At 51.9% G+C, this 13,584-nt stretch carries 14 protein-coding genes; 1 reads left to right on the top strand and 13 read right to left on the bottom strand.

Features of this window, described 5'->3' with window-relative positions:
• Position 1: 1 nt before the first annotated feature.
• The 13 genes from pgmB to pspA all read right to left on the bottom strand — a co-directional run bounded on the left by pgmB (position 2) and on the right by pspA (position 12,349).
• Positions 2 to 664, bottom strand: coding sequence for a beta-phosphoglucomutase (gene pgmB, locus P2W74_RS11335; RefSeq protein ID WP_203361064.1), 663 nt, complete (start codon positions 662 to 664; stop codon positions 2 to 4).
• A complete protein-coding gene (locus P2W74_RS11330; RefSeq protein WP_276295002.1) occupies positions 661 to 2,931 on the bottom strand; it encodes a glycoside hydrolase family 65 protein in 2,271 nt (756 codons plus the stop codon). The genes pgmB and P2W74_RS11330 overlap by 4 nt, the downstream gene beginning before the upstream one ends.
• Positions 2,928 to 3,983, bottom strand: a complete 1,056-nt coding sequence (locus P2W74_RS11325) for a Gfo/Idh/MocA family protein (RefSeq protein WP_276295001.1) — start codon at positions 3,981 to 3,983, stop codon at positions 2,928 to 2,930. Before P2W74_RS11325 ends, P2W74_RS11330 begins: the two co-directional genes overlap by 4 nt.
• A gap of 10 nt (positions 3,984 to 3,993) precedes the next feature.
• Complete coding sequence (locus P2W74_RS11320) at positions 3,994 to 4,782, bottom strand: sugar phosphate isomerase/epimerase family protein (RefSeq protein ID WP_276295000.1); 789 nt, start codon at positions 4,780 to 4,782, stop codon at positions 3,994 to 3,996.
• Positions 4,783 to 4,802: 20 nt separating this feature from the next.
• Positions 4,803 to 5,855, bottom strand: a complete 1,053-nt coding sequence (locus P2W74_RS11315; protein ID WP_203361060.1) for a zinc-dependent alcohol dehydrogenase — start codon at positions 5,853 to 5,855, stop codon at positions 4,803 to 4,805.
• 28 nt (positions 5,856 to 5,883) lie between these two features.
• Positions 5,884 to 6,726 (bottom strand): carbohydrate ABC transporter permease, encoded by an 843-nt coding sequence (locus P2W74_RS11310; protein WP_203361059.1) that lies wholly within the window; start codon positions 6,724 to 6,726, stop codon positions 5,884 to 5,886.
• Positions 6,713 to 7,594, bottom strand: coding sequence for a carbohydrate ABC transporter permease (locus tag P2W74_RS11305; protein WP_203361058.1), 882 nt, complete (start codon positions 7,592 to 7,594; stop codon positions 6,713 to 6,715). Before P2W74_RS11305 ends, P2W74_RS11310 begins: the two co-directional genes overlap by 14 nt.
• A 20-nt stretch (positions 7,595 to 7,614) precedes the next feature.
• A complete protein-coding gene (locus tag P2W74_RS11300; RefSeq protein WP_276294999.1) occupies positions 7,615 to 8,907 on the bottom strand; it encodes an ABC transporter substrate-binding protein in 1,293 nt (430 codons plus the stop codon).
• 13 nt (positions 8,908 to 8,920) lie between these two features.
• Entirely contained in the window at positions 8,921 to 10,630 is a 1,710-nt protein-coding gene (locus tag P2W74_RS11295; protein WP_276294998.1) for a sugar phosphorylase, read from the bottom strand.
• A gap of 164 nt (positions 10,631 to 10,794) precedes the next feature.
• Positions 10,795 to 11,025, bottom strand: coding sequence for a phage shock protein PspD (gene pspD / locus P2W74_RS11290; protein WP_276294997.1), 231 nt, complete (start codon positions 11,023 to 11,025; stop codon positions 10,795 to 10,797).
• Positions 11,026 to 11,042: 17 nt separating this feature from the next.
• Entirely contained in the window at positions 11,043 to 11,402 is a 360-nt protein-coding gene (gene pspC, locus P2W74_RS11285) for an envelope stress response membrane protein PspC (RefSeq protein ID WP_192612358.1), read from the bottom strand.
• Positions 11,402 to 11,626, bottom strand: a complete 225-nt coding sequence (pspB, locus tag P2W74_RS11280) for an envelope stress response membrane protein PspB (RefSeq protein ID WP_203361054.1) — start codon at positions 11,624 to 11,626, stop codon at positions 11,402 to 11,404. Before pspB ends, pspC begins: the two co-directional genes overlap by 1 nt.
• Positions 11,627 to 11,680: 54 nt before the next feature.
• Complete coding sequence (pspA, locus tag P2W74_RS11275) at positions 11,681 to 12,349, bottom strand: phage shock protein PspA (protein WP_203361053.1); 669 nt, start codon at positions 12,347 to 12,349, stop codon at positions 11,681 to 11,683.
• Between the two features lie 154 nt (positions 12,350 to 12,503).
• Here pspA and pspF point away from each other — a divergent pair, with 154 nt between their 5' ends.
• Complete coding sequence (gene pspF / locus P2W74_RS11270) at positions 12,504 to 13,493, top strand: phage shock protein operon transcriptional activator (protein ID WP_276294996.1); 990 nt, start codon at positions 12,504 to 12,506, stop codon at positions 13,491 to 13,493.
• Positions 13,494 to 13,584 lie beyond the last annotated feature (91 nt).

Raw genomic sequence — 13,584 nt, 5'->3', positions numbered from 1 at the left:
CTTACTTTTCGTTTTGCCAGAAAGCCGATAAGCACGGCCACGTCAAATATTGCGTTGAAGGAAGTAGCATTCCAGCGCCGGTTAAGCCAGAACCAATGCCGATGGAGCGCATACCGCTGGCGTTGATCGCATCAATGCCAGCCTGAGCGTCCTCAATGCCAATACACTCTGCGGGAGTGACACCTAATCCACGGCACGCTGCGATAAAAATCTCAGGGTCCGGCTTTGATAAGGTAATTTTTGCGGCATCCGCGCAGAAATCAAAATAGTGCTCAATGTCCAGAGCCTGCAAAATGACCGGCGCATTTAGCGATACCGATGCCAGACCAATCGGGATCCCCTGCGTGCGCAACTCACCCAACAGTTCCCGGATCCCCGGCAACACTGAGCGGGAGGTCAACTCGCGCAGGGAGTCAACGTAAAGCGCATTTTTACGGGTCGCCAGTGCAACACATTCCTCAGGGCTGAACGCCCCTTCTTTGCCGCCATGCTGGAGAATGCGTCGCAACGAATCCATCCGGCTAATGCCTTTTAAGCTGTCGTTAAAAACCTCATCGATCTGAATCCCGATTTCATCGGCAATCTGCTTCCAGGCCAGAAAGTGGAGATGCGCGGTATCGGTAATCACGCCGTCCAGGTCAAAGATGATAGCCTGAGGTTTCATTCCGCCTCCATGGTAGCGGTCCCAATTTTGGGCGCAATAAAATCATTCAATTTCAAAATGTGCTGGCCCTGTACCGTCATCAAATGTCCGTTAAGCCAGAACTGAACGGCAGTCGCACTGGTGACGCTAACTTCATCCGCCGTGATGGAAAAGTGCATTTCGCTGCCCTGCCAAATGAGCGGGAAAGAGAGACGTTTCCAGCCGGAAGGTAAACGCGGCGCGAGATGCAATGCCCCCTGATACAGGCTCAAACCGGCAAAGCCCTGTATCGCCCCTAACCAGATAGCCCCCGTCGCCGCAGCATGAATACCGTCATCACAGCTGTGCGGATCCTCGCCCAAATCGATCTGCGTTCCCTCTTGCCAGAAGCGGTAACCCAGCGCCGGGTCGCCGCAGCGTGCAGCCACAATGCCATGTATCGCTTTGCTCAGAGAGGAGTCATGGATGGTTCGCGGTTCGTAAAAACGCAGGTTCGCCAGACATGACTGTGGGCTGAAAAGTTCAGGCAACATATAGGTCAGCATCACCACATCCGCCTGCTTGAGAATTTGCATCTCATTGACTTCGGCACGCGAATAGTCGAGTAAAATCGTTTGTTTTCCTGCCTTTACCTTATACTTGCTGAGTTCAATACACGGCTTGCTGAGGAAGGTATCATCTTGTGCGAGCACACCATCTTCCTGAACTTCCGGACGCCACAACCGTTGCAAGAAGTTCTCAGCACGGTGAAGAAAGGCTTCATCAGCACTTCCGAACATACGGGCAAAATGGAGCGCCTGTTCGACGTTGTAATAGGCCATATAACTGGTGAAGGCATTGTTATTCACATGCTCGGTATACTCATCAGGGCCGATCACATCATGGATTTCCAGCCGACCATTAATCTCGGTGGCGCGGCTTAACCAGAATTTTGCGGTTTCCAGCAACAGCGTCATCCCTTCACGCTTCATGAAATCGATGTCGCCTGTCACCTGCCAGTAGCCCACAACGGCCCACGCGATATCCGCCACCAGGTGATGCTCTGCCTGCGCGGAGGCCACTTTCTGACGCAGACCGGTACGAATATTGATCGCCGCGAATTCCGGTGTCTCTTCTTCACCGCTGCGTGCGCTTTCCCAGGGAAACAGCGCGCCCTGCCAACCATTTCGACGGGCTTTTTCTTTCGCGCCCGGTAAATTGTGCCAACGATATCGCAGCAACCCACGGGCGATTGCCGGATCGGTAAACAGATGGAATGGCAGCAAAAAGACTTCGGTATCCCAGAATACGTGGCCTTTGTAACCTTCACCGGTCATACCTTTCGCGCCAATGCTGCTACGCTCATCGTGCGACGGCGTCATAATGCGCAAATGATAGAGGGCAAAGTCCAGCGCGCGCTGATCTTCCTCATTTGTACTTTCAAGGACGACGCGGTGACGTTGCCACCAGTGGCACCAGTTTGCATCTGAATGCGCTTTCAACGCCGCGTAGCCCTGTCCGGCACAGCTTTCCAGTTGATTGAGCGACTGGCTTGCCCAATTTTCAATTGAGGTGCTGCGCTCGCTGGTCCATTCAATCCAGACCAGTTTTTCCAGCGTGATACGCTGTCCTGCGCTCGCCTGCACGCTGTTGTGTTGCATCAGGCGGCGGTCTTTCGCCGTGAAGCAGCGCTGCACCTCGCCATCCACACGACAGGCCGAAGAAATCACAATATCGGTACGGCCATCCTGGGTGGTGTAAACCCCTTGCAGCAGGTTTTGACCGAATACCCGGACTTGTGTTTCATCCAGATGCTGGCGACCATGATTGGTGACCGTGGCATCAATGCCTGTTGACAGCGTGATCGCGGCGTCACCGTCCAGCGGGGTAATCGAGAGCTCCATCGCGAACAGAGGTAATGACTCCGTCGAGACAAAACGACGACTTTCAATACGAAAACGCCCGCCCTTTGGCGCATGCCAGAGGAGAGAGCGACGCAACTCCCCGCTGGCAAGATCAAGTTCACGCTGCCAGTCTTCAACCACACCGCTTTGCAGAGAAAAAATCTCGCCATTCAGGGTTATGTGTACCCCGACAACATCGGGAAGATTGACCAGTTCGTTGATCTCGCCTTTCCCCGCACGATGATAAATCCCGGCAAGGTACATGCCGCGGGTTTGAACCGTGTAATCTTCTTCATGGGTGGCACGGATCCCCATGTAACCATTGCCTGTCGTCATCAACGATGCGTATTTATTCAGGCTGTGCAGGCAAAATGCGCCGTCAGTTAGCATTACAGGCTTAGTCATAATTCCACGCTTTTTCCTGTTTCGGCGGATTGGTATAACGCAGCGACCAGTTGTTGAATCACAAATCCTTGCTCAGCATCAGCAATCATGACTGGCGCCCCCTGAACGTGATTCACAAACGCGTCCATACTGCGAAAATGTCGATTGTCATCCGCAAGCTCGCGCTTAAACAGGATGTTTAATTCCCCGCTCTGATCGTTATAAACCTGCGCAGGAAACAGCGTCGCGCCAGCTTTATCGCCGCAGAAATTCACGTTCATCACCGACTGTTCGACAATATTGAGCGCAAAGGACGTTTCGAGCCGCAAAATGCCCCCATTGTGGAATTCAACGGTGCCAAACAGCGCATCTTCAACGGTGTACGTACTCGGGTCCCATTCACCGAACTGGCCGCTATTTTTGCGAGTGCCAATCTTTTGAAAACTGTGGGCATTGACGCGTTTGACCGCCGGAAACCCCAGTACATACATCGCGGCATCCAGCATATGAATACCGATATCAATCAGCGGGCCGCCGCCCTGTAATTCTTTGTTTGTAAAGACGCCCCACCCCGGCACACCGCAGCGACGCAGCGCTTTAACGTTGGTCACATAGATTTCACCTAATACCCCGGCCGTCACCTGTTCACGGAGCATTTGGGTATCGAGTGCAAATCGGTGGTGGAAATCATAAGCCAGCACCTTACCCATTCGACGGGCAGTTCTGCACATCTCCTCCGCTTCTTCCGGTGTCATGGCCGGCGGCTTTTCGCACATCACGTGGCAACCGGCGTTGAGCGCCATCATGGTGTGCTCATAATGAAAACGGTTTGGTGAGCAGATACTGACAACATCGGGCTTGACCTGATCGAGCATGGCCTGCGGGTCGTCCCATACCTGCGCATTACCGTACTTTTCTGCCAGCATCTGCGCCTGAGACAGGCGGCTGTCACAGACAGCCACCAGTTCAAGATCAGCACGGGTGCAGTAGTACGACGCATGAACTTTATCCGCCACCTGACCGGCGCCGATAATGGCGACACGCAGGGGCGAGTTTGTCGTTGCACTCTTCACAGAGATCCTCTTAGCACGTACGCAGCCAGGCCAATGACTGACGGTAGGCTTCCGGCAAGTTGTCTGCCCTGACCCGACCTTCATACACAATGTAGCCCTGATAATTATCCTGACGCAGTTGATCGAACAGCGCGCCAAAGTTCAGGGTGCCGGAACCCGGCTGATAACGATGGTTGTCCGCGATATGCACATGACCGAGAAGATCGCGGTTGTCATGCAACGCCTTCGCCATATCGTCTTCTTCGATATTCATGTGATAGAAATCGCCGATGATCTGTACATGTTTCAGATCGTTTTCAACGATATAACGGCGGGCATCCGCGAGCGTGTTGATCATGTGATCCTGATAGCGGTTGAGCGGCTCCAGATACACCACGGTGCCGGTGCGCTGTGCAACCTTGTCAAGTACCCGTAACGAGTCACTCACCGCGTTGCGATCGCCTTCCAGGCTGCGCGGAGAGGTCATCGGCGGCAGACGGAAGGTGAACATGCCCCATGCCGCCGGGACGATAATGCCTTTACCGCCGACCTCTGCCAGTGCTTCCAGAATGCGCTCGATCTGCTTTAGTCCGTTCAGGCGGCGCTCTTCGATAAAATCGCCAATCCAGCCATCATATCCGCCGCAGGCGGTCGTCACCGGCAGGCCGGTTTCTTTAATCGCCGCTTTGACTTCTTCAAGGTTATTGACCAGTAATTTGCCGTCAATTTCGAAGCCATCAAATCCCATTTCTTTGATATAACGAAATTTTTCCAGAATATTTTCCGGGAAGAACGCCTGATTCTGTGTTCCGATTTTCATCTTTTTACATTCCTTTCGAATTAAAACGTGACGCCCATTTTGATGCTCTGCTCCGGGTGACGGTCTACATACTGCATGTAGCTTTCCGGGCTGTCGGCAAAGGTGACAACCGGGTCGATCAGCTCTTCACAATCGAGATAACCGTTCATCAGTAATTCCCAGCAGGTCTCTTCAATACGTTTGCGGCTCCAGCGCGGATAATCCGGGTTCGGTTCGCTGCAGGCGCGAGAAAAGACAATTTTGGCGTTGTTAAAATGCGCTTCGCGGCCAAGGTTAAACCCTTCTGCGAACGGTTTAGCAAATGCCACATAGGAGATCGTGCCGCCGTACGCCAGGCCACGCAGCGCGGATTGCAGCGCATCGGCGTAACCGCTGGTTTCGATGATCACGTCAGCACCCTGCTTGCCGGTGAGCTTTTTAATTTCCATGCCCACGTCGGTGCCCAGAGGATTCAGACAGAAATCGGCGCCATGACGCAGCGCGATATCGCAGCGATGAGCGATAGGATCAACACCAATCACCACCGAGGCCCCGGCTTTCTTCGCTAACTGAACGGCAATCTGGCCAATCGCCCCCAAGCCGACAACCACCACAAAATCACCCACACGCACGTTGGCATCACGCACGCCGCTCATGGCAAATTGCGCAGGGTCATAGCAGACCGCATTTTTCCAGGAACTGCCTTCCGGCATCTTGCGTAACTTATAGTTATTCACGGCATTGATAATGACGGTCTCACTGAGCGGACCGTATCCACATACGCGGTCACCCACTGCGTAATCGCTCACGTCGCTGCCACATTCAATAATGTCGCCCACCACCATATTGCCGAGCTGGAATTTGCCGAATTCGATACCGCGTGGTGCGCCTTCCGGACGAGGCATAAACATTTGCCACTCAGCATTGAAATCTTCATCAATGAACGGACTGGCGGCGCGGAAATCGACCACTTCAGTGCCATGCTTCGGCGCGCCGAACAACACCCGGATTTTCACTTCATTCGCCAAAACCGGACGATCTTCATACTCCACAAGCGCCGCAACGCGCGGTTCAGTGGCAATTAACTTTTTCATTTACAACTCCTTTATTGAACTGGCCGCTTTAGCCCTTCACGCCACCCGCGGTCAAACCACTCTTAATAAAACGTTCGGAGAGCGCGTACATGATGACGACAGGCAATGCCGTAACCAGCGAGGCGGCCATCATGCGTCCCCAGATATAGTCAGGCGTGCTAAACAAGGTGTTCAGCCCCACCGGAAGTGTGAAATTGCTGGCGCTGGAGAGGAAAATCGATGCGAACAGATAGTCGTTCCAGGCCACCATAAAGCAGTAAACAAATACCGACACCAGCCCCGATATCGCCAGCGGTACCGTGATGCGGAAGATGATTTGCAGACGGTTCAGTCCGTCCATCATCGCCGCTTCTTCAATTTCATCCGGAATGGTGTCGAAGTAGCTTTTCAGCATGAAGACGGCGGTCGGCAGCGTTTGCGTCACCATGGTGATGATCAGCGCCATCTCTGTGTCATAAACACCGAGCGCCGTGATGATCTTGAACAGCGGAACAACCAGCAAAATCCCGGAGAACATGTACACCGTGTAAAAGCTGGCGTTGATGGTCATACGCCCTTTAAAACGCAGGCGCGACAAGGCATACGCCCCCAGCGTCCCCAAAAAGACCGCCACGACGGATGACGTCACCGACACCACCAGACTGTTGCGGAAGTAATCCACGAACGGAAAGATGAGCGGGTTAAAAATGTCGACGTAGTGCTCCAGCGTCCACTGCTGCGGCAGCAGCGTCGGGTGCAGGGAGATGGCTTCTTTCGCGCTCTTGAACGACGTCATCAGCATCACGAAGAAAGGAAACAGCGTGATGATAAGGAACAGCGCCAGGCCGCAGTAAAAGCCGATACGACCCAGTATGCGTTTATTTGTTGCCATTGAGATTCACCCGTTTTCTGGTCAGCAAAATGACGGCAAAGATGATGATAAAGAGCACCACAGAGATTGCGGCTGCTTTACCTAAGTCATTAAATGCAAATGCTGTTTTGTAGAGATACACCCCGAGGATATCCACCTTGGTCGTCAACAGATAAACGTCGGCGAACATGTAGAACATCCAGATGGTGCGTAACGTAATGACTGTCGCCAGCACCGGCATAATGGCGGGCAATGTGACAATACGAAAACGTTGCCAGGCATTAGCGCCGTCCATTTCTGCCGCTTCATACAGCGATTTATCAATGGTCTGCAAAATGGCTAAAAACGAAATAAATGCGTATGGGAAGTAACGCCAGATGGCGAACAGCACCACTAAAACAAAGCTGCTTCCGGGGTTGTCAAACCACAGCGGCGCCTGGTCGTAGAGATGGAGTAAATCGACACCCAGGTAGTTCACAATGCCGTAGCCATTGTTGAACATGTACTTCCATGCAAAGACCAGCGAGATCGATGGCGTCACGTACGAGAGGATCACCAGCGAGCGCGCGGTCTTACGCAGGCGAAATTCGCGGTTAAAGAACATCGCTACGCCAAGTCCCAGCGCCGTACTCCCCGCCACCACCAGCGTGGTATACCAGACCGTCATCCAGAGCGAATGCCAAAAACCCGGGTCGGTCAGGATACGCATATAGTTCTCAAGTCCGACAAAGGTAGACTCAATGCGCGGGTTCAGCGGTAACCGAAGGAAGCTGATTTCGATATTCGATATCATCGGCCAGGCGACCAGACCGCCCAGCAGCAATAAGCTGGGCGCCAGCAGCAGCATGGCAAAGGGCATGTCGGAACGACCGGAAAAAAACCTATTCATAACTGCTTTCCACATCCGCATTAACGCTGCTCAACAAGGGTATCCAGTTGTTTCTGGCTTTCCTTGATTGTTGACGAGAGATCGGCTTTGCCTACCGTGACGTTGTGTACCATCGTACTCACCACGCCTGAACCGGTGACATCACCCATGCGGGTAAAGTTTTTATCCCCTACCGCACCAAACACCTGAATATTCGGCAGTTCAGCAATGAGCTGATTCGGCAATTCACCCAGCGCCTTGATAACGCTGTTGTCTTTCCATGTTGCGGTGTTCACAACCGCTTTATTCACCGGGAGTGCCGCACCGGGCGACATCATGACCCAATCCGCGATGTTGTCCGCCTGCTCCATAAAGGTGACAAACTTCTCTGCCGCCTGGGTTTCTTCCTCTTTCTGACCCGAGGTTAGGGTCAGAGAGGTCAACATGCCGTACACCGCCGACGTTTGTTCTGTTGGCACCATAAACCCGACATTTTGCGGATCGCCCTCTTTAATGACCGCCGGAAGAATGTACGTCGAGTAGATCGCCATTGGCGCCGTGCCATTCATAAAGGCGTCTTTGACTTCCATAATGTCGTTGGAGCCGGGCATGGTGTACGCCGCCAGCTCACGGTAATAGTCCAGTGCTTGCGCCATTTCTGGCGTATCCAGCGTGATTTTCCCGTGTGAATCAAAGACGTTCGCTTTGTTTGACAGCGCAAACTGCGAGTAGGACTGTTCCGTCAGCACGCTCTCAGCCGTTGGCAACGCAATGCCATATTTTTTGTGCGCCGGATCGTTGAGCGTTTTGGCGACCACCAGCAATTGCTGCCAGTTTGTCGGCTCTGCCAGCCCGGCCTTTGCCAGCACATCCTTGCGATACCAGATACCGCCGATCCACGCGCTAACGGGCACGCCGGTCCATCCTGAACCATCTTCCGTACGAACAATACGCAACACGCCGTCATAAAACGCGTTCTCACCTACCGCCTGGATAACATTCGCCACCGCCTTGCGGTCAATAAGCTGTTCTTTATCCATCACTTTGGCGTAGTCATGGCTGGTCTCAATAACTTCAGGTAAAGAACCACTTCTCGCCAGGGTAATCACCTTCGTGTTATAGGCGTCTTCTTCAACCGGCACTTGTTTAACCGTAATGCCAGGGTTTTCTTTTTCAAAGCGAGCAATGAGCGCTGAAATAACGGCCTGGCGTTCCTGTTCCACAGAAGAATGCATAAATTCAATGGAGACGTTTTCTTTTTTATCTTCTTTGCATCCGGAAATCAGGGCGCAGGAAACCAGTGCTGATAACAGCACAATTTTTGATTTAAGCATTAGATGCTCCTTTTTATTTTTTAATCCACATAACCTGCCATGGATCCAGGGTTAATTCTTTCGTATTGATTTCTTTTTCAGAAATCAAATCAAAACCGGTCACTGCATCATCGGAAATCGTCTGACATTTTTCGCTAATATTAAATAGCGCAATAATGACCTCGCCATTCTCAGCCGTACGGGTAATTTGCATTACAGATGGCGTGATATTACCGATGTCAAAACCGCTGTCGGGATGGAAAGCGCAATGTTCGCGTCTCAATTTAATCAGGCGTGACAGCGCGCGATAAACGTCATACCGTAACGTCTCCGTCGAACTTAATTCCGCTTCAATCTCATCAATATCATATTTTTTACGGTTAATAGCCCGGTTGTAACCTAATTTTTCAACGCCGTCATAGTCATTACGTGAACCCAGAATGCTCTGAATATAAATAGCGGGTACACCTGGAAAACTTAATAAAATGGCATGCGCCAGCGTAAATCGGGCAAGCCGTTCCTGGTTGCTACTATCACGCGTACTCAACGCATCCATGTACGTGACGTTGATTTCATAAGGACTGCGGCTGCCATCAGGATTGTTCTTCCAGTTGACCAGTGCGCCCTCTTGCTGCAGCTCAGAGACCAGCGCTAAGATCTCCTCTTCTGGCAAGAGTCCACGTAACGGGTTCAGACCAATGCCGTCGTGCGACGCCAGGAAGTTGAACCAGGTCGTTTTTTCCGAAGGCAATGCCAACGACTGCGCCCACTGGCACAGGGCGGAGGCATCCTGGCGCTTTATGGCATGCAGCACCAGCGGTGGCAGCGAGAACTGATAGACCATGTGGGCTTCATCATGCCCATCACCGAAATAGGAAATATTGTCTTTATGCGGAACATTGGTCTCAGTAATCATCGCGGTGCCCGGCGCCGCTTCATCCGTAATCGCACGAAACAGTTTGATCAGAGTATGTGTTTTCTCCAGATGAATACATGACGTGCCAGGCTCCTTCCACATAAAACCCACGGCGTCTAAACGCACATAATCCGCGCCTTGCTCAAGGTAGTTCAGCAAAACATCGACCATCGCCAGCAGAACATCCGGGTTGCTGTAATTAAGATCGACCTGGTCATCGCTAAACGTTGTCCATAAATGGCGAACCGAATTATCCGACAGGGTAAATGGCGTCAGTAACGGTAAAGCCCGCGGGCGTGTTACTGCCGAAAGATCGGTATTCGGGTCCATTTCAACAAAGAAATTTTCAAAGCCAGGCGTTTGCTGTAAATAGTTTTTAAACCATTCACTTTTCGCCGACATATGATTGCAGACAAAATCAAACATTAATTGGCTAGCTTGACCCAGTTCAGCAATATCTGTCCACTCCCCTGTTTCTTTCGCAACCTGGTGATAATCGATAACGGAAAAACCGTCGTCAGAAGACCAGGGATAAAAAGGTAATAAATGAACATGGGAAAAAATTGTTTTTAACCGGTAATGATAAAATTGGTTAAACGTTGGAAGCGGTTTTGCTGACGAACTGTGAAACTGATCGGCATAAGTAATGAGAACCACATCGTTCTCATCCCAGTGTGGTTTACGTGTTTTTTTAATTAATGATTGCGATCGTTTAATGCGGTCAGACAACACACCATAGTGACGGGATGCAAATGTATCTCCGTAAACTTCTGTCAGGTAATGTTTGATTTTTTGGTTCACTTTCATTTTCCGTGGTAGCGGTCCCATGGATAGGGAGACTACCTTGCAGAAAATAAGCTGTCAATCAAGCAAGGGGGTTTAGAGGGGGTAAAAAAAAGGATTTCAGCAGCCCAAAAATCGTATTTGTGAGCTGCCGCAAATTCGCCAGTCGATTGTGAATGGATTGTTTGTTTTTATGTGCAGCCCTGTGATCAGGAATGGCGGCCATCATAGCGCCGGGAGATTTTTGCCGCCGCGCGTCTCAGTAAGGGTTCCAGCGCCAACGCCAGCAACATTTTCAGCGGGCGGCGTGCGACGGATTTGATCGCCCACCCTGCCACACCGGCCGGGCCATAGCGTAGCGCGGTCAGCAGAACCAGTTTCCCTGCGAGTTTAAAGCCCGGCTTCACCTTTTGCCCGGCGCGTTGCCAGCGTGTATTCATCTTATGAGTTCTCTTCATTACAACTGACGGAAACGACTGCGCAGCGTGAAGGTGTCGGACGTAACATAGCGCTCCATTTCACGCAGACGCTTTTCGCCCGCGGCCAGTTCCCTGTCGACGGCATCCAGCAATTCACCGCTTGAGGGGGATTGCTCGCCAGTGGTCATGTTGTCCGGCAGCGGATCAAGCACAAACGTCAAAATGATATACGCAACCAGCGTAAAGAACGCCAGCCCGAAGAAAATCGACAGCACCACCAGGATCCGCACCAGTTTCACCGGCACATCAAGGTAGTTTGCGATCCCGGCGCAGACGCCACGCACCATTCCCTGCTGCGGAATGCGCCAGAGCTTTTTATTCAAATTAATCCCTCCCATTAGCGATCCCTCCAGTTCGGATGTTCAGCATCAAGAATGTCTTCCAGCGTCTGAATGCGTTCACGCATCCGTTGCGCGTCGTCGGTTAATTGCGCCAGACGTTGCTGCTCACTTTGCGACAGTTCCCCACGACTGGAACGGTTGCTGTAATGCAGCCATAACCAAATCGGCAACACAAACAACACAAAAATGGTTAACGGAATGGCCAGAAATAGCGCGCTCATGAGTACTCCTTACAGGTGATGAGCGGCGGCGTACTCAGACGCCGCCTGCGATTATTATTGATTATCTTGCTTCATTTTGGCTTTCAACTGCGCCAGTTGCTCGCCGATTTCATCATCTGCTTTCAGGTCGGCAAACTGCTGATCCAGCGTTCTTTGTTTGCCAAAGTTATGGCTTTCCGCTTCCGCTTCCATCTGATCAATACGACGCTCAAACGATTCAAAGCGGGCCATGGCTTCGTCCAGCTTGCCGCTGTCCAGTTGACGGCGCACATCACGGGAGGAGCTTGCGGCCTGGTGACGTAACATCAGGGCCTGCTGACGGGCGCGGGTTTCGCTCAGCTTATTCTCCAGTTCGCCAATCTCTTTCTTCATACGCGTCAGCGTGTCATCCACCAGCGTCACTTCATGTTCGAGGGTGGCGATCAGATCGGTCAGTTTCTGCTTTTCAATTAACGCGGCGCGCGCCAGATCGTCTTTCTCTTTGCGCAACGCCAGTTCCGCTTTCTCCTGCCACTCTGTCTGTTGAGCAACAGCCTGCTCAATGCGACGGGACAACTGTTTCTTTTCCGCCAGCGCCCGCGCAGAGTTGGAACGAACTTCAACCAGGGTGTCTTCCATTTCCTGAATCATCAGTCGCACCAGTTTCTGCGGATCTTCAGCCTTTTCCAACAGCGCGTTAATGTTGGCGTTCACGATGTCGGCAAAACGAGAAAAAATACCCATAATTCAATCCTCACAATTTTTCTGATGTCGGGCTATGCCCTGCTGTAGCTCTAATACAATTCACGTGCCAACTTTTTAAATCATTGATTAATAATAATATGTATGATTTTACCTCGGAGGCAATTCAGGTTAAAGTGGTGAATAACGCTAACAAGTGGTGAATTTCATCATGACAGAATACAAAGATAACCTTCTCGGTGAAGCCAACAGTTTTATTGAAGTGCTGGAGCAGGTTTCTCATCTGGCACCGCTGGATAAACCGGTGCTGATTATTGGTGAACGCGGGACGGGGAAAGAGCTCATCGCCAACCGCCTGCACTTTCTCTCTTCTCGCTGGCAGGGGCCGTTTATTTCACTGAACTGCGCCGCGCTTAATGAAAACCTGCTCGACACTGAGTTATTTGGTCATGAAGCGGGTGCATTTACCGGCGCGCAAAAGCGCCATCCAGGCCGTTTTGAGCGCGCCGATGGCGGCACGCTGTTTCTCGATGAGTTGGCCACCGCTCCCATGCTGGTGCAGGAAAAACTGCTGCGGGTCATCGAATACGGTGAGCTGGAACGCGTAGGCGGCAGTCAGCCGCTGCAGGTCAATGTGCGGCTGGTCTGCGCCACTAACGCCGATCTGCCCCGGATGGTTGATGAAGGGACGTTTCGTGCCGACCTGCTGGACAGGCTGGCTTTCGATGTGGTGCAGCTCCCACCGCTTCGTGAACGTCAGACCGATATCATGTTAATGGCTGAACATTTTGCGATTCAGATGTGCCGAGAAATCCGTCTGCCGCTTTTCCCCGGATTTAGCGAGCGTGCAAAAGAGGCCCTGCTGCACTACCGCTGGCCAGGCAATATTCGTGAGCTGAAAAATGTGGTTGAACGTTCGGTGTACCGGCACGGCACCAGCGATTACCCGCTCGACGAGATCATTCTCAATCCGTTTAAGCGACATACCGTTGCCGTTGAGAACACGGAAGCGCCTGCTGCTTCCCCTGCACTGCCGGTGGATTTACGTGAATTTCAGCAACAGCAGGAGAAAGATTTACTGCAACGCAGTCTACAGCAGGCAAAATTTAATCAGAAACGCGCCGCTGAATTATTGGGTCTGACCTACCATCAACTGCGCGCATTGCTCAAAAAACATCAGATTTAGTGATTCCTTCACCAGAATTGATGACATTTGCACCAGTTACCCGCAGACATTTTTACCTGGTGGGCCGTAGTGCGATACACTTTGTAGATCG

This window comes from Citrobacter enshiensis (assembly GCF_029338175.1).
In the GTDB taxonomy this organism is placed as follows: domain Bacteria; phylum Pseudomonadota; class Gammaproteobacteria; order Enterobacterales; family Enterobacteriaceae; genus Citrobacter_D; species Citrobacter_D enshiensis.
The sequence above is the reverse complement of the archived record's forward strand: the minus strand, read 5'-3'. Positions and strand labels throughout refer to the sequence as shown.

Coding starts and splice junctions, on each gene's coding strand:
- P2W74_RS11300 (WP_276294999.1), bottom strand. CDS start 8,907: ATGCTTAAATCAAAAATTGTGCTGTTATCAGCACTGGTTTCCTGCGCC.
- pspA (WP_203361053.1), bottom strand. CDS start 12,349: ATGGGTATTTTTTCTCGTTTTGCCGACATCGTGAACGCCAACATTAAC.
- pspD (WP_276294997.1), bottom strand. CDS start 11,025: ATGAATACACGCTGGCAACGCGCCGGGCAAAAGGTGAAGCCGGGCTTT.
- P2W74_RS11330 (WP_276295002.1), bottom strand. CDS start 2,931: ATGACTAAGCCTGTAATGCTAACTGACGGCGCATTTTGCCTGCACAGC.
- P2W74_RS11295 (WP_276294998.1), bottom strand. CDS start 10,630: ATGGGACCGCTACCACGGAAAATGAAAGTGAACCAAAAAATCAAACAT.
- pgmB (WP_203361064.1), bottom strand. CDS start 664: ATGAAACCTCAGGCTATCATCTTTGACCTGGACGGCGTGATTACCGAT.
- P2W74_RS11315 (WP_203361060.1), bottom strand. CDS start 5,855: ATGAAAAAGTTAATTGCCACTGAACCGCGCGTTGCGGCGCTTGTGGAG.
- P2W74_RS11320 (WP_276295000.1), bottom strand. CDS start 4,782: ATGAAAATCGGAACACAGAATCAGGCGTTCTTCCCGGAAAATATTCTG.
- pspC (WP_192612358.1), bottom strand. CDS start 11,402: ATGGGAGGGATTAATTTGAATAAAAAGCTCTGGCGCATTCCGCAGCAG.
- pspB (WP_203361054.1), bottom strand. CDS start 11,626: ATGAGCGCGCTATTTCTGGCCATTCCGTTAACCATTTTTGTGTTGTTT.
- P2W74_RS11310 (WP_203361059.1), bottom strand. CDS start 6,726: ATGGCAACAAATAAACGCATACTGGGTCGTATCGGCTTTTACTGCGGC.
- P2W74_RS11305 (WP_203361058.1), bottom strand. CDS start 7,594: ATGAATAGGTTTTTTTCCGGTCGTTCCGACATGCCCTTTGCCATGCTG.